Source organism: Streptosporangium sandarakinum (assembly GCF_050942225.1).
Classification (GTDB): Bacteria; Actinomycetota; Actinomycetes; order Streptosporangiales; family Streptosporangiaceae; genus Streptosporangium; species Streptosporangium nondiastaticum.
The window spans coordinates 6067962-6087869 of sequence record NZ_CP192034.1; the positions used below are offsets into that span (position 1 = coordinate 6067962).

Here is a 19908-nt window from a genome sequence, read left to right on the forward strand (position 1 = left end):
CGGGCGGGTCCTTTTTTTGAAAGGGCCCGCCCGGCTAGTGTTGGATCGCTTCCCCCGGCGTCCGAATCGAGGGAGCATCACGTGCGAAAAGTCCTGGCGGTGGCGACCGCGGCGACCGTCCTGTCCGGCCTGTTGACCGCCTGCAGCGATCCGGCCCGCAACAGCGGACTCGGTCCCGCCGACCCGTCCTCACCGGCCGGGGGGACCGCCGCGCCGTCGGAGACGACCGGGACGGCGGGCGAGACCGGGGCGGCCGGGCGCATCGCGTGGGGGCCCTGCACCGACGTCCGGGGGCCCAACGGGCAGGTCCCGGCCAAGCCCGACGCCACCCTGCGGTGCGGCTCGCTGCGGGTGCCGCTCGACTACGCCAAGCCGGGCGGCGAGACGCTGGACATCGCGATGATCCGCATCCCGGCGACCGACCAGGCCCGGCGGATCGGCTCCCTGGTCTTCAACTTCGGCGGCCCCGGCGCCTCCGGCGTCGACACCATGGCCCAGGCCGCCAAGGCGTTCGCCAGCCTCAACACCCGCTATGACCTGGTCAGCTTCGACCCGCGCGGGGTGGAGCGCAGCTCCGGCGTCAGGTGCGACGGCGAGCACGTCATGGACCGCTACACCTCGATGAACACGATCGCCGTCACCCAGGCGGACTGGGACCGGCAGGAACGCATCATCAAGGACTTCGCCGCCGCCTGCCAGCGGACCTCCGGGAAGGTCCTGCCCTACGTCGGCACGGTGAACGCCGCCCGCGACATGGACCGGATGCGCGAGGCGCTCGGCGAGCCGAAGCTCAACTACTTCGGCATCTCCTACGGCACGCAGCTCGGCGCCGTCTACGCCACCGAGTTCCCCAAGAACGTGGGCCGCTTCGTGCTGGACGCCCCGCTGGACCCGAGCGTCTCGATGAACAGGCGCACCGTGGTGCAGTCGGCCGGGTTCCAGCACGCCTACGACGACTTCCTGAAGGACTGCATCAAGGGACCCGGCCGGTGCGACATCGGCGCCGACCGGACCATCGCGAACAAGAACGTCGAGAAGTTCATGGGCGACGTGGAGGACAAGCCGCTCAAGGTCGGTTCCCGCGAGCTCACCCAGGGACTGGCCAACACCGGCGTCGCCGCCGCGCTGTACTCGAAGCTGACATGGCCGCTGCTGGAGCAGGGGCTGAACATGGCCTTCAGCGACGACGGGCGGCTCCTGCTCAGCCTCGCCGACAACTACAACGGGCGCCTGCCCGACGGGTCCTACACGACCCTCATGAGCAGCTTCCCGGCCATCAGCTGCGCGGACACCGCCGAGCGGCCGGATCTCGCGCAGCTGAAGCGCACCCAGCGGGAGGCGCTGGAGGTCTCCCCGCTGTTCGGCAGCGCGGGCATGGGGCTGATCTGCTCCTCCTGGCCGGTCAAGGGCAGCGACGAGGCCCGGAAGGTGAACGCGGCCGGCTCCGCGCCGATCGTGGTGATCGGCGGCACCGGCGACCCGGCCACGCCGTACGAGTGGGCGCCGAAGCTGACCGAGCAGCTCGGCACGGGGGTGCTGGTCACCTACAAGGGCGAGGGCCACGGGGCCTACATCTCCGGCGACCAGTGCGTCAAGAAGGTGACCGACAAGTATCTGATCGAAGGGGAGGTCCCGGCCAAGGGCACCACCTGCGCGGCCTCCTGACCCTCCCACCTCTCCCTCCACGCGGAGAGCCGTACGGCGCGGCGACGGCTCTCCGCGCCGAGCCGTCCGACGCGGGCGGCGGCTCCCCACGCGGACCGCACGGCTCGCGGCTCGCCGGGCCGGGCCGGGCCGTACGACTCAGCCGCAGCTCTCCACGCGGGACTGTACGACTCAGCCGCAGCCCTCCATGCGGGGCCGCGCGGTCTCGTGGCGGAAGCCGACGCCGGAGAAGTGCTTTTCGAGCAGCGACTCGATCGTCCCGTCGGTGTACAGGGCGCCGATCGCCGCGTTGATCGCCCGGCAGGCGACCGGGTCGCCGCGGCGGAGCGCCACGCCGTACCGCTCGGTGGTGAGGCGGAGCCCGGCGACCTTGAGGCGGGCCCCGCGCAGCCGGGCGCCGAACCCGGCGAGCACCAGGTCGTCGTCGGGCATGGCGTCGGCCGTGCCGCCCGCCACCCGGGCGGCGCACTTGGCGAGGTCGGTGTCCTCAAGGGTGTCGAAGCGGATGCCCCGGTCACGGATCATGGCCGCGGTGGCCGATCCGCCGGACATCACGCACATGGTCCTGCCGCGCAGGTGGGAGAGCTTGGAGATCTTCGCCCCGGTCCGGACGAGCACGTCGCGGTGCGCCACGTAGTACGGCCCGGCGAACGCGGCCCGGGAGTGGTCGGCGGTGCCGATCGACAGGGTGGCGACCACGATGTCCACGTCACCGCGCTGGACCGCGGCCTCGCGCTCGTCGTAGCCCACCCGCACGAACCTCACTCCCTTGGCGGGCACCCCCAGTTCCCCGGCGATGCGGCGGGCCACGTCGATCTCGAACCCCTCGGGCGGCCGCTTCTCCCTGGCCAGCGCGACGCCGGGCAGGCCGCCGCGGTAGCCCACCCTGATCACATGCCTGTCCCGGATCCGGTCGAGCAGGCGCGAGCCGGTGGAGGGCGTCTTGGTGGGCGACGGGGACAGGACGGACGCCGCCGGGGTCGCGGGGGGCGAGGGGATCGCGGCGGTGCCGCCCGGCGTGCCGGCGAGCTGGAGCGCCAGCAGCACCGCGGCGATCGCGGCGAGGACCGCGGCCGCCCCGGCGACGGCTCGGCGCCGCCGCCGGACCGCGGGCGGGTTCAGTGGGTTCAACGGGTTCGGCGGGTTCGTCCGGGCCAGGTCCAGCGTGGCGGCCTGCGCGCCCTCGGCCAGTTCCTCCCGGGACGCCTCGCCGTCGTCCGCCGGGTGGCCGAGCAGGCGTTTGAGCACCTCGTCCATGGACGGCCGCAGCGACTGGTCCTTGTTCAGGCAGTGGGCGACGATCGGGCGCAGGTCCTCCGGCAGCGCGCCGAGGTCGGGGTCGTGGTTGACGACGCGGTTGAGCGTCGCCACGATCGTCTCCGCGGCGAAGGGCGCCCGGCCCGCGGCGGCGAAGACCATGGTCGCCCCCCAGGCGAACACGTCGGCGGGCCGGCCGACGCGTTCCTCGGCGATCTGCTCGGGCGCCATGTAGGCGGGTGTGCCGACGGCGCGGGTGGTGATCGTCCCGCTCTCATCGATGATCTTCGCGATGCCGAAGTCGACGACGCGGGGACCGTCCGGGGCGAGCAGCACGTTGTCCGGCTTGAAGTCGCGGTGGGCGATCCCGGCGTGGTGGATCGCGGTCAGCGCGGTGGCCGTGCCGGTGGCGAGCCGTTCGAGGGCCTCGCCGCCCAGCGGCCCGTCACGTTCGACGATCCGGCGCAGCGAGGGGCCGTCGATCAGCTCGCTGGCGATGTAGGGGGTCTCGCCGTCGAGGTCGGCGGCGAGCACCCGGGCGGTGCAGAAGGCGTCCACCCGCCGGGCCGCGGCGAGTTCCCGGGCGAAGCGGGAACGGGCATGGCTCTCCCCGGTGAAGCGCACGTGCAGCAGCTTGACGGCGGCACGCCGGCCGTCCTCGGCCTCCCCGAGGTAGACGACGCCCTGGCCGCCCTCCCCCAGCCTGCCCCTGAGCGTGAAGTCCCCCAGCCGCGGCGGGTCCCCGGGCCGCAGCGGTTCGATCTCCGGCATCGACGACCCCTCGTGTGCCCCTCGTGTACGCCCCTCGCCACGCTCGCCGGGTTCAGCATGGCACACGGGCCGGTGAAGATCCGCCGCTTTGACGACCGCGACGAACCCGGACGAAACCCACCCTCCCCAGGGCTCTCCCCGACCGCTCCCGATCCCCGCGTCCCCCTCCCGGGCCGCTCCCGATCCCCCGGTCCCTCCCGTGCCTCGCGCGCCCGCCCGGACCTGCCCCAGGCCCCTCCCGTGTGCCCCGCACTTCCTCTCGGACCGGTCCTGACGCCGGCCCCCGCGCCCCCGCGGGCCCCCGGATCCATCAGAATGGCGCACGGCGAGGGAGAACCCACCTCATGGGAACGGGGGCGGCTCATGCCGACGTTGGAGACGATCGTCCGCCCGGCCGCGCCGGCGGACCTGCCGGCCGTGGCCGGCATCTACACCCACTACGTGGTCAGCAGCGTGGCCACGTTCGAGGAGACGCCGCCGCCGGTCGCCGACTGGCTGAACAGGCTCGGCGACCTCGCCGACCGGGGGCTTCCGTTCCTGGTGGCCGAGGTGGCCGGCGAGGTGGCCGGATACGCCTACGCCACGCCCTGGCGGCCGAAACCGGCCTACCGGCACACCGTCGAGGACTCGATCTATCTCGCCCCGGACCACACCGGCCGGGGGCTGGGCGGCGCGCTGCTGGGGGCACTGGTGGAGCGGAGCGAGCGGGCCGGCGCGCGCCAGATGATCGCGGTCATCGCGGACACGGGGAGCGAGGCGTCGGCCGCCCTGCACCGCCGGTTCGGCTTCTCCGCCGTCGGCCTGCTGACGAAGGTGGGGCACAAGCACGGCCGCTGGATCGACACCCTCCTGATGCAGCGGGAACTGGGCGCCGGAGCAGGCTGACCGCCCGGCGCGCCCGGGCCCTGCCGTACGGCGGGAGGCCCGCGCGGCGGCCGGGTCCGGCGGTGGCCGCACCGCCGTACGGCCGGGCCCCGGGGGCTCACTCCGGCTCGGCGGACTCCCGCAGCACGCCGGGGAGGCCGGCGGCGTATCGTTCCGGCGACTGCTCGGGTGCGGCCTCGGCGGTCTCCTCGGCCCAGGCGATGCGGTCGAGCTTGAAAACCCGGACGTCCTGGCGGAGCCGGTCCATGCCCATGAGGTACCACTGGCCGCCGCGCCCGCCCATGAAGACCGCCGGCTCCACCTCGCGGACGGTGGACCGGCCCTTGCGGTCCTCGTAGCCCATCCGCAGCACCCTCCGGCGCAGCAGTGCCCCCTCGATCACCGCCGCCACCCGGGGGTAGGGCTCGGGCTCGGCCGCGGCACGCGCGGGGACGACCGGCCACCCGGCCCCGTCGCCCTCCTCGCCGCCGGCCGGTCGCCCGGCCTCGCCGTCACCGGCGGAGCGTCCCCCGCGCCCGCTCCCGCCGCCACCGGCCGCGTCCTCGTGCCGGACCTCTCCGGGAGAAGGCGTCGCCGCGGCGAGCCGGCGCAGGGCGTCGCGGGCGGGGCCGGCCAGCGGGGTGTCCGCGGCCCGGACGAGCGCCACGGCGACCGCGGCCGCCTCCTCCGCGGTGAAGGCGACCGGGGACGGGGCGGCGGACATGTCGAGGGCGTGGCCGCCCCGTCCGCCGGGTTCGGCGCGCACGGGGACCCCGGACTCCCGGAGCGCGGCGAGGTCGCGCTCGACGGTGCGCTCCCCCACCCCGAGCCGGTCCGCCAGCTCGCGGACCCGCAGGAACCCGGGCGCGGCGGCGCGGAGCTCTTCGACCAGGACGTAAAGCCGATCGGTGCGGTTCACACCTGTGACGTTACGCGCCGGCGCCGACATCCTCCACGCGCCGGCCGGCCCATGGCCGCCGAAACGCGCATCGATCCAGTTACGGCGGTTGAATGGTCAAAAGGGCGCCGATAATCTGTCCCGACACATCTCATTGGAGCTCGATGGCAGCAGGACCGAAACACCCCATGGGCATGGACCCCGACCGCTCGCCCACCCCCTCCTCCTCCGGGAAGGGCTTGAGGGGCTCGAAGGCGTCCAAGGGCATCGTGCTCGGCGGCGTCGCCGTAGTCACGCTCCTGCTCATCGGCTACTGCAGCGCCCAGGAGGACGACTACGACGAGGTCAACGCCGAGTGCGTCGACCTCGACAGCCAGCAGCCCGACGGCTCCTACACCGTCGTCGACGAGGACTACTGCGACGACGACGACGATGGCTCCCACTACCACGGCTCGTACGGCGCCTATCGCTGGTACTACGGGGGCGTACGATCCGGGGCCCGCGTCATGCGCGGCACCACCGTGCGTCCGGCCGACGTCAGGATCGTCAGCCGCCAGGGCACCGTGATCCAGCGCGGCGGCTTCGGCTTCCGCGGCGGGAGCGGAAGCTGAGCGCGGACGGATGAGACGTGAGACCTCCGTCCCCCGGGACGGCTGGGAGGAGATCGTCGAGGGTCAGGGCCTGGCCTTCCACCGCTCGGCCCACCCCGGCGGCCTCGGCCGCCCCTACTGGGACGAGTCCGTGCAGTACGTCTTCTCGATGGACGAGGTCCTCGCCCTGGAGGAGCAGGTCGAGGAGCTGCACCGGATGTGCCTGGCCGTGGTGGACCACGTCGTCCGCCACGACCGCTACGCCGACTTCGCGATCCCCGAGTGGGTGCGGCCGGAGATCGCCCGGTCCTGGGAACGAGGCGACCCCCACCTGTTCGGCCGGTTCGACCTGCGCTACGACGGCGCCGGTCCCGCCAAGCTGCTGGAGTACAACGCCGACACCCCGACCAGCCTCCTGGAGAGCTCGGTCGTGCAGTGGTTCTGGTTGCAGGACCGCCACCCGGACGGCGACCAGTGGAACTCCATCCACGAGCGGCTGATCGAGCGGTGGCGGGGGCTCGCGGAGGTGCTGCCCACGGGGCCCGCGCACTTCGCCTGGACGCAGATGGACGAGACCGGCGAGGAGGCGATGACCCTCGCCTACCTCCAGGAGACCGCCGCCCAGGCGGGCCTGAACACGATCGCGGTGGCCATGGAGGACATCGGCTGGGACGGCCTCAACCTGCGGTTCGTGGACATGGAACGGCGGGTGATCCGCTCCCTGTGCAAGCTGTACCCGTGGGAGTGGGCGGTCGCCGACGCGTTCGGGGCGCGGGCGGTCGCCCAGCAGGTGTCGATGACCTGGATCGAGCCGCTGTGGAAGATGCTGCTGTCCAACAAGGCGCTGCTGGCGCTGCTGTGGGAGCTGTACCCGGGGCACCCGAACCTGCTGCCCGCCTACCTCGACGGACCACGTGACATGACGTCCTACATCGTCAAGCCGCTCCTCGGCCGGGAGGGGGCGGGCATGCGGGTCGTCACGCCCGGCGGCGGTGTCGAGACCGGCGGCGGCTACGGCGCCGAAGGCCACGTCCACCAGGAGTTCCGGGCGCTACCCGACTTCGACGGCTGGCGTCCCGTGCTCGGCGCCTGGGTCGTCCACGACGAGGCGGCCGGGGCCGGCATCCGCGAGACCTCGGGGCTGATCACCGACGACACCTCGTCGTTCGTCCCGCACCGGATCGAGCTGTGACCCGAGCCGCGACCCGCACCCCCCGTCCGATCCCGACAAGCATCCTCCCGACTTCCGGAGAAAACCCATGAGCCCCAGCCCCCTGCCGGTCGCGCTCCAGGCCGCGGCCGACGCCCAGACGCTCTCGCTCGGCGAGACCCTCGGCCGCGGCGCCCTCGCGGTCGTCGCCTACGCCGTCCTCGGCCTGATCCTGATGATCATCGGCTTCTTCGTGATCGACCTGGCCATCCCCGGCAAGCTCAGCCGGCTGATCAAGGTGGACTGCAATCCCAACGCCACCCTGCTCACCGGGTCGGGCCTGACCGCCGTCGGGCTCATCGTCGCGGCCTCCATCTGGTCCTCCGGCGGCGCCCTGCACGAGGGCCTGCTGACGACGCTGGTGTTCGGCCTGGTCGGCATCGCCGTGCAGACCGTGGCGATGATCGTCTTCGACAAGGTCGTCGGGATCTCCGTACGCGACCTGGTCAGGGAGAGCGACCCGCAGCCCGGCGCCCGGCTCCTGGCGATCACCCACCTGGTGATCGGCCTGATCACCGCCGTCGCCGTCATCTGAGCGGAGGGGCCCGGTACGGCCCGCTCCGGCCCCGTTCCCGCGGCGCCGGGAGACGGGCCGGCGGGCGCGTCACAGGGTACGGCGGCTGGCGCATCTCGTCCGACCTGGCACTCTTAGTGACGTGAGGGAGCGGATCGAGGAGGCCGGCGACGACGGCCGGGCCGGTGGGACCACCGTCAGGATCGACGGGGAAGACCTGGACCCGGACCACGGAGGCCCGGACCAGGACCGGATACGGCAGGACACCACCCGCAGACTGGAGCGGGCCATGGGCGCGCTGGGCACGGCCGCCATGGCCCGGATGGACGACCGGCTCATGTGGTTCCGCGCGCTGTCGGCCGAGGACCGCTCGTGGGTCGGGCTGGTCGCCCAGGCCGGCATCGCGGCGTTCGTGGAGTGGTTCCAGCACGCCGGCGAGGACCGGCCCACCCCGAGCATCGAGTTCTTCGGCACCGCCCCCAGGGAGCTGAAGCGGTCGATCTCGTTGCAGCAGACCGTGGACATCGTCCGGACCGTGGTCGAGGTGGTCGAGGCGCAGACCGCGGAGCTGGCCGCGCCGGGCGGGCGGGAGCAGCTGCAGCAGGCGATGCTCCGGTACACCCGCGACGTCGCCTTCGCCGCCGCCCAGGTCTACGCCCGGGAGGCGGAGGCGCGCGGCTCCTGGGACGCGCGGCTGGAGGCGCTGATCGTGGACGCGCTGGTCCGCGGTGAGGTGGACGACGGCCTGCACTCGTGGGCCGCCGCGCTCGGCTGGACCTCCTCCCCCGTCGTCGTGCTGGCCGGGCAGGCGCCCGACGACGACCCGCAGGCGGTGGTCGACGGGCTGCGCGAGCGCGGGCGCAGGTCCGCGCTGGACCTGCTGGCGGGGGTGCAGGGCGACCGGCTGATCGTGATCGTCGGCGGGGCCGACAGCGTCGGGGCGGCGGCCCGGCACGTGGTGCCGCGCTTCGGCCCGGGCCCGATCGTGATCGGCCCGGAGGTCGGCGACCTGCACGCGGCCGCGAGCTCGGCGCGGGCGGCGATGGCCGGTCTGCGCGCCGCGCCCGCCTGGCCGGACGCCCCCCGGCCGGTCCACGCCGAGGACCTGCTGGCCGAGCGCGCCATCGACGGTGACGCCGACGCCCGCGCCCAGCTCATCGAGAACGTCTACCGGCCGTTGACGGGCACGCCGCTGCTCGACACGCTCGCCACCTACCTGGAGCAGGGCACGTCCCTGGAGGCGACGGCCCGGCTGCTGTTCGTCCACCCCAACACGGTCCGCTACCGGCTGCGTAAGATCACCGAGTTGACCGGGTACCAGCCCACGGAGGGGCGGTCGGCCTTCACCCTGCAGGTCGGGCTCATCCTCGGGCGCCTGTCCGAAACATCCGTGACATAGCCGTCTTTACTTAACGTCCGAGAAACTCCCACTGTAGGGTTCCTACAAAATTTTACGGACGAACTTCGTCCGGATCCTTACCCGGATATCGAACCCCTACAGGGCAGGCTGGATTTCGTGCTCGCCATCGTCGCTCCGGGCCAAGGCGCCCAGACCCCAGGTTTCCTGACTCCATGGCTTGAAGTCCCGGGCCTGGCGGACCGGCTGTCCGCCTGGTCCGAACTGGTCGGCCTCGACCTGATCGCCTACGGCACCACCGCCGACGCCGAGGAGATCCGCGACACCGCGGTCGCCCAGCCGCTGCTGGTGGCCGCCTCCCTGGCCGCCGCCGAAGCCCTCGGCGTGACCCCCGACGTCGTGGCCGGGCACAGCGTCGGCGAGCTGGCCGCCGCCGCCCTGGCCGGGGTGCTCACCCCCGAGCAGGCCCTGACGCTGGTCCGCGAGCGCGGGCAGGCCATGGCCAAGGCCGCCGCCGTCACCGCCACCGGCATGACCGCCGTCGTCGGCGGCGACGAGGCCGAGGTCCTGGCCGCCATCGAGCGGCACGGCCTGACCCCGGCCAACATGAACGGCTCCGGCCAGATCGTCGCCGGCGGCACCCTGGAGCAGCTGGAGGCCTTCGCCGCCGACCCGCCCGCGCGGGCGCGGCTGATCCCGCTGAAGGTCGCCGGAGCCTTCCACACCGTCCACATGGCCCCGGCCTCGGAGCACCTGCGCCAGGCCGCGGCCGGCCTCACCCCCGCCGACCCGCGGGTCACCCTGCTGTCCAACGCCGACGGCACGGCCGTCACGGGCGGCGCCGAGTTCCTCGGCCGCCTCGTCGCCCAGGTCGCCGGCCCGGTCCGCTGGGACGCCTGCATGGCCACCATGACCGGCCTCGGCGTCACCAAGATGATCGAGCTGGCCCCCGGCGGCACCCTCACCGGCCTGGCCCGGCGCGGGATGCGCGGGGTCACCACCGTCGCGCTGAAGACCCCCGACGATCTGAACGCCGCTCGAGAGGTTCTCTAGATGAAGACGATCCAGGGCGCTCCGGGCGCGAAGATCCTGGGCTTCGGCCACTACCAGCCGTCCAAGGTGGTCACCAACGCCGACCTGTCGGCGACCATGGACACCAACGACGAGTGGATCCAGAGCCGGGTCGGCATCAAGGAACGGCGGATCGCCACGGCCGGCGAGTCGGAGATCGACCTGGCCGTGCAGGCCGGCGGCAAGGCCCTGGCCGCCAGCGGCCTGTCGGCCGGCGACATCGACCTGGTGATCGTCGCCACCTGCACGCTGGAGGCGCAGATCCCCAACGCCGCCGCCCGGGTCGCCACCCGCCTCGGCATCGAGGCCCCCGGCGCGTTCGACGTCAACACCGCCTGCTCGGGCTTCTGCTACGCCCTCGCCCTGGCCAACGACGCCGTCCGCGCCGGCTCGGCCGTCAACGTGCTGGTCATCGGCACCGAGAAGCTCTCCCAGTGGATCGACTGGACCGACCGCAGCACCGCGGTGATCTTCGCCGACGGCGCGGGCGCCGCGGTCGTCGGCCCGTCCGACACCCCGCGCATCGGCCCGGTGGTGTGGGGCAGCGCCGGCGACAAGGCCGACGCCATCATGATCAAGGACCGCGACTCGTTCCTCCGGCAGGAGGGGCAGACCGTCTTCCGCTGGGCGACCACCGCGCTCCACCCGGTGGCCAAGGAGATCTGCGAGCGCGCCGGGGTGGACCCGGCCGACCTCGCGGCCTTCGTGCCCCACCAGGCGAACCTGCGGATCATCGAGGCCATCGCCCGCCGGCTCGGCGCCGACAAGGCCGTCATCGCCAAGGACATCGTCCTGGCGGGCAACACCTCGGCCGCGTCGATCCCGCTGGCCCTGTCCCGGATGGTCGAACGCGGCGAGGTCCAGTCGGGCGGGCTCGTCCTGCTGCTGGGCTTCGGCGCCGGGCTGACCTACGCCGGCCAGGTCGTCGAGATCCCCTGAAAAGCCTGTACGGCCCCGCCGTACGGAAAACCGCAACAACACCCGATTCCCAAGGAGAACACGCGACATGGCTCAGATGACCGAGCAGGAGATCCTCGCCGGCATCGGCAAGATCGTCAACGAGATCACCGGTGTCCCGGCCTCCGAGGTCACCCCGGAGAAGAACTTCGTGGACGACCTCGACATCGACTCGCTGTCCATGGTCGAGATCGCCGTCGCCGCCCAGGACGAGTTCGGCGTCGAGATCCCCGACGACCAGCTCAAGCACCTCAAGACCGTCAAGGACGTCATCAACTTCATCCAGAGCTGAGACGTCCCGACGCCCCCGGCCCTGACCAGCGATTCGCAAGGAGCAAGAACGTGAGTACAGACCAGGTACGTGTCGTCGTCACCGGGCTCGGCGCGACGACGCCCCTCGGCGGAGACGTCGCCTCGACCTGGTCGGCGCTCCTCGCCGGTCGGAGCGGGGTCCGCGACCTCACCACGGACTGGGTCGACTCCGTCCCGGTGAAGTTCGCCGCCGTCGCCGCCGTGGACCCGACCGAGGTACTGCCCCGGCCGGAGGCACGGCGGCTGGACCGGGCCGAGCAGTTCGCGCTGGTCGCGGCCCGCGAGGCCTGGAAGGACTCCGGGATCGAGAAGGTCGACCCCGAGCGGCTCGGCGTGGTCGTGGGCAGCGGCATCGGTGGCATCACCACCATCCTCGCCGCCTACGACACCTTCAAGGAGCGGGGCTGGCAGCGGCTCTCGCCGTACACCGTGCCGATGCTGATGCCGAACGGCGCCGCCGGGTGGATCGGCATCGAGGTCGGCGCCCGGGCCGGCGTGCACGCCACGGTCAGCGCCTGCGCCACCGGCGCCGAGTCGATCGGCTACGCCATCGAGATGATCCGCTCCGGCCGCGCCGACGTGGTCGTGGCCGGCGGCACCGAGGCGGCCATCCACCCGCTGAACATCGGTTCCTTCTCCGCCATGCGCGCGATGTCGCTGCGCAACGACGAGCCTGAGCGGGCGTCCCGGCCGTGGGACAAGAACCGCGACGGGTTCGTGCTCGGCGAGGGCTCGGGCATCGTCGTCCTGGAGTCCGAGGAGCACGCCCGGGCCCGCGGCGCCCACGTCTACGCGGTGGCCGCAGGTGTCGGCTACTCCGCCGACGCCCACCACATCGCCCAGCCCGAGCCGACCGGCGCGGGGGTGATGCTCGCCATGCGCCGCGCCCTGCAGGACGCGCGCCTGGCCCCCGAGGACATCAGGCACGTGAACGCGCACGCCACCTCCACCCCCGCCGGGGACGTGGTGGAGACCATCGCGATCAAGGAGGTCGTCGGCGGCCACCCGCTGGTCACCTCCACCAAGTCGATGACCGGCCACCTCCTCGGCGGCGCCGGGGGCATCGAGTCGGTCTTCACCGTCCTCGCCCTGCAGGAGCGGGTCGTCCCCGCCACGATCAACGTGGACGACCTCGACGACGGCGTCGAGGTGGACATCGTGCGCCGCGACCCGCGCGAGCTCCCCGGCGGACGGATCGCCGCGATCAACAACTCGTTCGGGTTCGGCGGCCACGACGTCGCCGTGGCCTTCACCAGCATCTGACAGGAGCCCCGAGATGACCGTGCTCGACAACAGGGTGGTGAGCGGCTCCCCCGACGGGGAGGCGGCCGATCCCCGCGACCCCCAGGTGCGGATGGCGGCGCTGCTCGACGAGGGCTCGATCCGGCTGATCACCCCGGTCGACCGCAGCGGCGCCCTGGCGGCCATGGGCCGCGTCGAGGGCGTGCCGGTCGTGGTCTTCGTCAGCGACGCCCGGGTCCAGGGCGGCGCGATGGGCTCGGCGGGATGCGAGCACATCGTGCACGCCTACGACGTGGCGGTCCGCGAGCGGGTCCCGATCATCGGGGTGTGGCACTCCGGCGGCGCGCGACTGGCCGAGGGCGTTGAGTCGCTGCACGCGGTCGGCCGCGTCTTCGCCGCGATGACCAGGGCCTCCGGCGTGGTGCCGCAGCTGTCGGTCGTGGTGGGCCCCGCGGCCGGCGGCGCCGCCTACGGCCCGGCGCTGACCGACATCGTGATCCTCTCCGACGAGGGGCGCATCTTCGTCACCGGCCCCGACGTGGTGCGCAGCGTCACCGGCGAGCAGATCGACATGGCCGCCCTCGGCGGGCCGGAGCCGCACAGCAAGCGCAGCGGCGTGGTGCACGTGGTGACCAAGACCGAGACCGAGGCGTACGTCCAGGCCCGGCGCCTGGCCGTGCTGCTCGGCCACCAGGGCCGCTTCCGCGGCGAGGTGGAGGAGGTCGACTTCTCCGACCTGCTCCCCGAGAACCCCCGCCGCGCTTACGACATCAAGCCGCTGGTCAAGGGACTGCTCGACGAGCCGGGCGTGGAACTGCAGCCCAAGTGGGCGCCGAACATCGTCACCACGCTGGGCCGCCTCGACGGCCGGACCGTCGGGGTCATCGCCAACAACCCGATGCGGCTGGGCGGCTGCCTGGACTCGACCTCCGCCGAGAAGGCGGCGCGGTTCGTCCGCATGTGCGACGCCTTCGGGGTGCCGCTGGTCGTGGTGGTGGACGTCCCCGGCTACCTCCCGGGCGTCGGCCAGGAACACGACGGCGTGGTGCGCCGCGGCGCCAAGCTGCTGCACGCCTTCGCCGAGGCGTCGGTGCCGCGCGTCACGCTGGTCACCCGCAAGGCGTACGGCGGCGCCTACATCGCGATGAACTCCCGCGCCCTGGGCGCGACCAAGGTGTTCGGCTGGCCCACCACGCAGATCGCGGTGATGGGCTCGGTGGCCGCGGTGCGCATCCTCAAGCGGAGGGAGCTCGCGGCCGCCCCCGAGCCGGAGCGGGCGGCGCTGGAGGCCCGGCTCGCCGAGGAGCACGAGGTCGTGGCGGGCGGCCTGGACCGGGCGGTCGAGATCGGCGTGGTGGACGAGGTGATCAAGCCGGAGGAGACCCGCGGCGCCATCGCCAAGGTCCTCGCCCAGGCCACCCCGGCGCGCGGCGCCCACGGCAACATTCCGCTCTGACCCCCTTCCGGAACCCGCGGCCCGCGGGTTCCGGAAGACCCGCGTGACACGCGACGCCCCCGCCGGCCGATGCCGGCGGGGGCGTCCTGCTTGTACGGGGGAGGGGTCGGCGCGCCGCCGGGCGGCTGCGTGAGGAGAGGCCGCGCGTCGTCAGGCGGTGTACGGGAGAGGGATCGGCGCGCCGTCAGACGGCTGTGCCGCGCCGCCGGATGGCTGCGCGGGGCGGCGGGATCCGCGCGCCGTCAGACGGCGGCGTGCAGCCAGCGGACCGGCGCGCCCTCGCCGGCGTACCGGAACGACTCCAGCTCGGCGTCCCACTGCTTGCCGAGCAGCTTGTCGAGCTCCTCCTCCAGCACCACCCGGCCCTGCCGCGCCATGAGCATGACCGAGCGCAGGCGGTCCTCGGGCACCAGGATGTCACCCGAGGCGCCGATCACCGCCGTGAAGGCGCCGAGGGACGGCGTGTAGGCGTGCCGGGACCCGTCGGCACCCGTTGAGGGGTCCTCGGTGATCTCGAACCGGATGCGCTGCCAGCCCATCAGGGACGAGGTGATGGCCGCCGCCGTCCCCGGGCGGCCGACCCATTCGGCCTGCGCGCGCACGTGGCCGGGCGCGGCCGGCTGCGGGGTCCAGTTCAGGTCAACGGGCACGCCAAGGACACCCGCGACCGCCCATTCGATATGCGGGCACAGCGCAGGCTGAGCCGAGTGGACGTAAAGCACGCCACGAGCAGACACCGGACCTCCCGTTTCGTACGAGGTGCGCCTTCCCCAACGGCCTCGCCCAGGATGATCACAAGTGACTGTAGGAGAGACTACCGTCGGTTGTGACGTCGCACCAGAGGGGGGTCATACCGAGATGCCGTGCGACCGTCCTCCGGCTGGGGCATCCTCGAAGGGGGACGATCCCGCGACCCGCCGCCCGACCCTCCGGAGAGCAACATGGACGCCGACATCGAACGGGTGGAGCCCGTCCCGGGAGCACCGGCTCTGATCAGGCGCGACCAGTTGCTCACGGACGCCGCGGGCATGGCGGCCGTCGCCCGGTGGACCGCCGCGGCGGCCGAGGCCGACGGGGTCTTCCGGATACGGCTCCTGCCCGGCGTCGACGTCTGCGATCTGGCCGCCACGGTTCGCGACCGCGGGCACGCGGCCTCGCCCAACCACATCCTGGTGGGCCAGCCCCTCTTCTTCGGCGGCCCGGCCTCCCGCCCCTTCCCCGCGCCGCCTCCTCCGCCGCCCGGCGCCGGGCCGGGGACGGGCCGGGCGGCCCGGGGACGCCGGAGACGGCGGGAACGGCGGGGTGCCCGGCGATGTCCCGGGCGGCGGACCCGGCGGACCGGATGGACCGGGTGGGCCGGGCGGGCCGGTGACCGTCGCGGTCGCCGACACCGGCCTGGCCGCGCACCCCTGGTGGCGGGACCTCCCGTGGTTCCTCGAACGGCGGCGCGATGCCGCCGAGGTGCCCGACGCCGACGGCGACGGGCGGCTGGACGCCCAGGCCGGGCACGGCACGTTCGTCACCGGGCTGATCCTGCGGTCGGCCCCGGAGGCGCGGGTGCGCCCGCTGCGGGTGCTGGACGGCCGCGGCGTCGGGGACGAGGCCGGGCTGCTGCGGGCGCTGGCGCGACTGCGGGACGAGCCGCCCCAGGTGCTCAACCTCTCCATGGGCGGGCACACCTACGACGACCGGCCCTCCCCCTGCTGGAGGCCGCCCTGGCCGGCCTGCCGGGCACCGTCACGGTGGCCTGCGCGGGCAACACCGCCTCCGACCGGCCGTTCTGGCCGGCCGCGCTGCCCGGGGTGATCGCCGTCGGCGCGCTGGACGCGGCCGGACGGGACCGGGCGCCGTTCTCGGCCCACGGCCCCTGGGTCGACGCCTGCGCCCCCGGCGAGTGGCTGACCAGCTCTTTCCTGGAGCACGGGGCGTTCCACGGCTACGCGCGCTGGAGCGGCACCTCCTTCGCCGCCGCCATGGTCAGCGGCGCGATCGCCGCCGCGGCCCGGGGGCGGACGCCCGCCGGGGCCGCCGCGTACGTTCTCGATCCGGAACGGAACCGCAAAATCTCAGATCTCGGCGTCGTCGTGGCCGGGCCAAGGTAAAGTCTCACCCAAAGTCACCACTGAGACACACAGAGTTTCCGGGACGGCTTCGGAGGCGCCGGTGAGCGACCAGCAGACGATCGACGCCGCGCTGGCGGGCGACCAGGCGGCATGGGACACGCTGGTGAACCGGTTCTCCGGCCCCCTGTGGTCGGTGGCCCGCGCCTACGGGCTGAGCGCGGCGGACGCCGCGGACGCGGTGCAGGGCACCTGGCTGCGACTGCTGGAGAGCCTGCACACCATCCGCGACCCCGGCCGGCTCGGCTCGTGGCTGTTCACCACGGTCCGGCGGGAGGCGTCCCTGCTCGGCAGGCGGAGCCGCGGCGAGCGGCCGGTCGCCGATCCGGCCGACGCCGGCGGGTTCCGCCCCGGTTCGTCGCCTGCCGAGGACGCCCCCGACCCGGCCCTGCTCGTGCTCAGCGCCGACGAGGGCCGCCGTCTCTGGCTGGCCGTCGAGGCGATGCAGGAGCCGTGCCGCTCGCTGTTCCGGCTGATGGCGACGGCGCCCGACGCGGGCGTCCACCAGCTCGCCGGACGCCTGGGCATGCCCAGCGGCAGCTACGGCCCCACCCGGGGCCGGTGCCTGAACCGACTACGCACCATGCTCACCGCCCAGGAGGCCGCATCTTGACCCGACGTCCCGCCGCGATCGACGACGAGTCCCTGATCGCCGCGCTCCGCCTGGCGGCCGGCCGGGATCCCGTGCCAGGTCACGTCCCGGCGACCGCGCGCGCTGCCTTCGGCCTGCGGCTGCCCGGCGCCGCCACGGCCCTGCCCGTGGCGGCGCCGGCACCGCGGGGCGTCCGCGACGGCGGGGAGGAGCGGCTGCTTCGCTTCACCACGGCCGGGCTCACCGTCGACCTGGAGGTCACCTCGATGGACGGCCTGGTCGATCTGGCCGGGCAGGTCTCCCCCTGCCCGGAGGAGGGGACGCGGGTCGAGGTCCGCACCCCGCACCTCACCGAGGCGCGGGAGCTGTCGGCGACCGGTCAGTTCGCCGTGACGGGCCTGCCCCCGGGCTGGTTCAGCGTGGTGTGCCACCGGCCGGGGCAGGTCCCCGTCGTCACCAGCTGGACCAGGATCCGCCCGTAGGTGACCACCGACGAAGCGCTCGCCGCCGCCGAGCGGGCACTGGAGCTGTCCGGCAGCGACCCGGCCGCCGCACGGGAGCTGGCCCGCGACGTGCTCCGCTCCGCGGACCCCTGGAGCTCCGCGAACCCCGAGAGCTCCGCGGACCCCTGGAGCTCCGCGGACCCCTGGAGCTCCGCGGACCCCTGGAGCTCCGCGGACCCCTGGAGCTCCGCGGAGGCCGCGGCGGTCGCCCACCGGGCGCTTGCGGTGGCCGCGCGGGAGCTGGGCGACCTGCCGCTGGCCGAGGAGCACCTGCGGCGCGCGGTGCGTGTGGCGCTGCGGGCGGGCCTGCCGTACCGGGCGGCGCAGGCTCGGCTGTCGCTGGTGCACGTCCTCACCGAGCTGGGCCACCCCCGGCGGGCGCTGGCCGTCGCGACGGCGGCCGAGCCGTGCCTGCCGCCCGCCGAGACGGCCAGGCTCGCCGTGCACCGGGCCGGGGCGCTGACCCGCCTGGGCCGCTACGCCGAGGCCCTCGCCCAGTGCGACCGGGCCGTGGGCGCCCTGGACGGCGATGTCCACTATCTCGCCGGGGCCCTGTTGAACCGGGGGCTGAGCAGGGTGTTCCTGGGGTGCTTCGGGGAGGCCGAGGCCGACCTGCGCCGCTGCGCGGAGCTGGCGCGGGGCGCGGGCCTGGACCACGTGCTCGCCCTCGCCGAGGGCAACCTGCCGTTCCTGGCCGCCCGGCGCGGCGACCTGCCCGCCGCGTTCGCCGCCTACCGGCGCGCCGAGAACAACCTGTTCGGCTTTCCGGAGCGGCTCGCGACGATGCGCTGCGATCTGGCGGAGGCGCTGGTCGACGCCCACCTGCCGGGTGAGGCGCGGGCGCTGCTCGACCTGGCGGTGCCGGAGCTCTCGGCGGCGGGGGCGGAGGTGGCGCTGGCCGACGCCCGGCTGCTGCTCGCCCGGGTGGAGTTGCGCACCGGCGACCCGCGCCGCGCCGCCGAGCACGCCGAGCCGGCCGCGGCCGCCCTGGCCGCGCAGGGCAGGACGGCGCTGGTGCCGCTCGCCGCCGAGGTGCTGCTGCGGGCTCGCCTGGCGTCCGGTCCGCCGTCCCGGGAGCTGGCCGCCGAGCTGCTCTCGTGCGCGGCCGACCTCGACGGCGCGGGCCGCCCCGACCTGTCCCGCGAGCTGCGGTTCACCGCGGCCGAGACCGTCCTGCGGCTGGGCGACCGGGCGGGCGCCCGCGAGCAGCTCGCCGTCCTCGCCCGCCGCGCCCCGGGGCTGCTGCGCCACCGGGCCGCCGCGCTGCACCGGGCGCTGTCCGGCGACCGGCGCGGCGCGTTCGCGGCCGTCCGCGCCGGGCTGGTCGAGGCGGGCTCCGCCGCGTCGGCCCTCGGCGATCCCGCGATCCGGGCGTACGCCGTCGGCGCCGGTGAGCCGCTGGCCCGCTTCGGGCTGGCGCTCGCACTGGAGACGGGGCGGGGCCGCGCGGTCCTCGCCTGGGCCGAACGGTGGCGGGCGGTCGCCGGGGGCGCCGGGCGGCCCGCGGCGCCCGATGTCGAGGAGCTGCGGGCCGCTCTGGGGGAGGCGGCGCTGGTGGAGTTCGTCCGCGACGGCGACGGGCTGGTGGCCGTCGCCGTCACCCCCGAGCGCGTCGCGCTGCGCCGGCTCGGCCCCTTCACCGCCGTCGCCGAGGCCACCGTACGGCTCCGGTACGGCCTGCGCCGGGCGCACCTGCGCGACGGCCGGGTCCCGGGGCTGGACGGCGACGCGGCGCTGCTGGAGCGGCTGCTGTTCGGCGCGCTGCGCCGGCCGCTCGGCGACCGGCCGCTGGTCGTCGTGCCGACCGGTTCGCTGCACACCCTGCCCTGGCCGGTGCTGCCGCTGAACGCCGGTCGTCCCGTCACCGTGGCGTCCGCCGCGGCGGCCTGGCTGGCCGGGCACCGGGCGCCCGCCGTACCGGGCGGAAGGACCGTGGCGGTCGCCGGTCCCGCGCTGCGCTGCGCCGGCGCCGAGGCGGCCATGGTCGCCGCCCGCCGCCCCGGCACGGAGCGGGTGGCGGCGCGGCGGACCGAGGTGCTGGCGGCGCTGGAGGGCGCCGAGGTGGCGCACCTGGCCACGCACGGGGTGTTCTCCCCGGGCAGCCCGCTGTTGTCCAGCATCCATCTCGACGACGGGCCGCTGATGGCCTACGACCTGCTGCGATTGCGCCGGCCGCCCACGCTGGCGGTGCTGTCGGCGTGCGACGCGGGCATGGCGCGGGTGCCCGCCGACGGGGCGCCGCTGGGGCTGGCCGGGGCCTTCCTGTCGGTGGGGTCGCGGTGCGTGGTGGCCAGCCTGGTGCCGGTGCGTGACGAGCCGGCGCTGGCGCTGATGGAGGTCTTCCACGAGCTGCTGGCCGCCGGGCATCCGCCGGCCCGGGCGCTGGCCGCGGCGAGCGCGAAGACCGGGGTGGCGGGGTTCGCCTGCTTCGGGTACGGCGACCGGCCGGTCCCGGCCGCCCGGCCGTAGGGCACCGGCCACCTCATCGGACCGGAACCGGCTGCGGCCGGACCTGAACCGGCCGTCCCG

The 19908-nt window shown here is 74.4% G+C and carries 19 protein-coding genes; 16 read left to right on the top strand and 3 right to left on the bottom strand.

The annotated features are described in order from the left end of the window. Positions 1 to 81: 81 nt before the first annotated feature. Positions 82 to 1665 carry an alpha/beta hydrolase gene (locus tag ACQP10_RS28020; protein ID WP_346023132.1) on the top strand — a complete coding sequence of 528 codons (1584 nt, stop codon included), beginning with the start codon at positions 82 to 84 and terminating at the stop codon, positions 1663 to 1665. A 171-nt stretch (positions 1666 to 1836) separates the two neighbouring features. On the opposite strand, the gene ACQP10_RS28025 is transcribed toward ACQP10_RS28020, so the two are convergent. After that, positions 1837 to 3693 (bottom strand): serine/threonine-protein kinase, encoded by a 1857-nt coding sequence (locus ACQP10_RS28025; protein ID WP_433540034.1) that lies wholly within the window; start codon positions 3691 to 3693, stop codon positions 1837 to 1839. A 363-nt stretch (positions 3694 to 4056) separates the two neighbouring features. Here ACQP10_RS28025 and ACQP10_RS28030 point away from each other — a divergent pair, with 363 nt between their 5' ends. After that, complete coding sequence (locus tag ACQP10_RS28030; protein ID WP_346023134.1) at positions 4057 to 4578, top strand: GNAT family N-acetyltransferase; 522 nt, start codon at positions 4057 to 4059, stop codon at positions 4576 to 4578. Between the two features lie 97 nt (positions 4579 to 4675). Here ACQP10_RS28030 and ACQP10_RS28035 read toward each other — a convergent pair whose 3' ends face one another. Beyond that, entirely contained in the window at positions 4676 to 5476 is an 801-nt protein-coding gene (locus ACQP10_RS28035; RefSeq protein ID WP_390002239.1) for a helix-turn-helix transcriptional regulator, read from the bottom strand. Between the two features lie 143 nt (positions 5477 to 5619). On the opposite strand from ACQP10_RS28035, the gene ACQP10_RS28040 reads away from it, so the two are divergent. The 9 genes from ACQP10_RS28040 to ACQP10_RS28080 all read left to right on the top strand — a co-directional run bounded on the left by ACQP10_RS28040 (position 5620) and on the right by ACQP10_RS28080 (position 14164). Further along, positions 5620 to 6066 carry a hypothetical protein gene (locus tag ACQP10_RS28040; protein ID WP_346023136.1) on the top strand — a complete coding sequence of 149 codons (447 nt, stop codon included), beginning with the start codon at positions 5620 to 5622 and terminating at the stop codon, positions 6064 to 6066. 10 nt (positions 6067 to 6076) lie between these two features. Continuing rightward, a complete protein-coding gene (locus ACQP10_RS28045; RefSeq protein WP_346023137.1) occupies positions 6077 to 7237 on the top strand; it encodes a glutathionylspermidine synthase family protein in 1161 nt (386 codons plus the stop codon). A 67-nt stretch (positions 7238 to 7304) separates the two neighbouring features. Continuing rightward, positions 7305 to 7790, top strand: a complete 486-nt coding sequence (locus ACQP10_RS28050) for a DUF350 domain-containing protein (protein WP_346023138.1) — start codon at positions 7305 to 7307, stop codon at positions 7788 to 7790. 268 nt (positions 7791 to 8058) lie between these two features. Continuing rightward, the gene (locus tag ACQP10_RS28055) at positions 8059 to 9168 is read left to right on the top strand and encodes a PucR family transcriptional regulator (RefSeq protein WP_179828713.1); all 1110 of its coding nucleotides are present in this window, start codon (positions 8059 to 8061) and stop codon (positions 9166 to 9168) included. Positions 9169 to 9285: 117 nt separating this feature from the next. Further along, on the top strand, positions 9286 to 10179 hold the full coding sequence (locus ACQP10_RS28060; RefSeq protein ID WP_346023139.1) for an ACP S-malonyltransferase: 894 nt from the start codon (positions 9286 to 9288) through the stop codon (positions 10177 to 10179). Further along, positions 10180 to 11136 (top strand): beta-ketoacyl-ACP synthase III, encoded by a 957-nt coding sequence (locus ACQP10_RS28065; protein ID WP_346023140.1) that lies wholly within the window; start codon positions 10180 to 10182, stop codon positions 11134 to 11136. Positions 11137 to 11203: 67 nt separating this feature from the next. After that, positions 11204 to 11446 (top strand): acyl carrier protein, encoded by a 243-nt coding sequence (locus ACQP10_RS28070; RefSeq protein ID WP_179826710.1) that lies wholly within the window; start codon positions 11204 to 11206, stop codon positions 11444 to 11446. A gap of 50 nt (positions 11447 to 11496) precedes the next feature. Then, positions 11497 to 12729 (top strand): beta-ketoacyl-ACP synthase II, encoded by a 1233-nt coding sequence (gene fabF, locus ACQP10_RS28075; RefSeq protein WP_346023141.1) that lies wholly within the window; start codon positions 11497 to 11499, stop codon positions 12727 to 12729. A 13-nt stretch (positions 12730 to 12742) separates the two neighbouring features. After that, on the top strand, positions 12743 to 14164 hold the full coding sequence (locus tag ACQP10_RS28080) for a carboxyl transferase domain-containing protein (protein ID WP_346023142.1): 1422 nt from the start codon (positions 12743 to 12745) through the stop codon (positions 14162 to 14164). Between the two features lie 242 nt (positions 14165 to 14406). Here the strand turns inward: ACQP10_RS28080 and ACQP10_RS28085 are convergent, their stop codons facing one another. After that, a complete protein-coding gene (locus tag ACQP10_RS28085) occupies positions 14407 to 14901 on the bottom strand; it encodes a DUF3145 domain-containing protein (protein WP_179826707.1) in 495 nt (164 codons plus the stop codon). A gap of 631 nt (positions 14902 to 15532) precedes the next feature. Between ACQP10_RS28085 and ACQP10_RS28090 the strand changes: the two genes are divergently transcribed. From ACQP10_RS28090 to ACQP10_RS28110, 5 genes are all read left to right on the top strand, one after another. Continuing rightward, positions 15533 to 15970, top strand: a complete 438-nt coding sequence (locus ACQP10_RS28090; RefSeq protein ID WP_433540035.1) for a S8/S53 family peptidase — start codon at positions 15533 to 15535, stop codon at positions 15968 to 15970. Continuing rightward, positions 15907 to 16266: a S8 family serine peptidase gene (locus ACQP10_RS28095; protein WP_433540036.1), complete on the top strand. Its 360-nt coding sequence runs from the start codon at positions 15907 to 15909 to the stop codon at positions 16264 to 16266. Before ACQP10_RS28090 ends, ACQP10_RS28095 begins: the two co-directional genes overlap by 64 nt. 61 nt (positions 16267 to 16327) lie before the next feature. Further along, a complete protein-coding gene (locus ACQP10_RS28100) occupies positions 16328 to 16897 on the top strand; it encodes an RNA polymerase sigma factor (RefSeq protein WP_346023144.1) in 570 nt (189 codons plus the stop codon). After that, a complete protein-coding gene (locus ACQP10_RS28105; RefSeq protein ID WP_179826705.1) occupies positions 16894 to 17358 on the top strand; it encodes a hypothetical protein in 465 nt (154 codons plus the stop codon). The genes ACQP10_RS28100 and ACQP10_RS28105 overlap by 4 nt, the downstream gene beginning before the upstream one ends. Beyond that, complete coding sequence (locus ACQP10_RS28110) at positions 17359 to 19848, top strand: CHAT domain-containing protein (protein WP_433540037.1); 2490 nt, start codon at positions 17359 to 17361, stop codon at positions 19846 to 19848. The last annotated feature ends 60 nt before the right edge of the window (positions 19849 to 19908 follow it).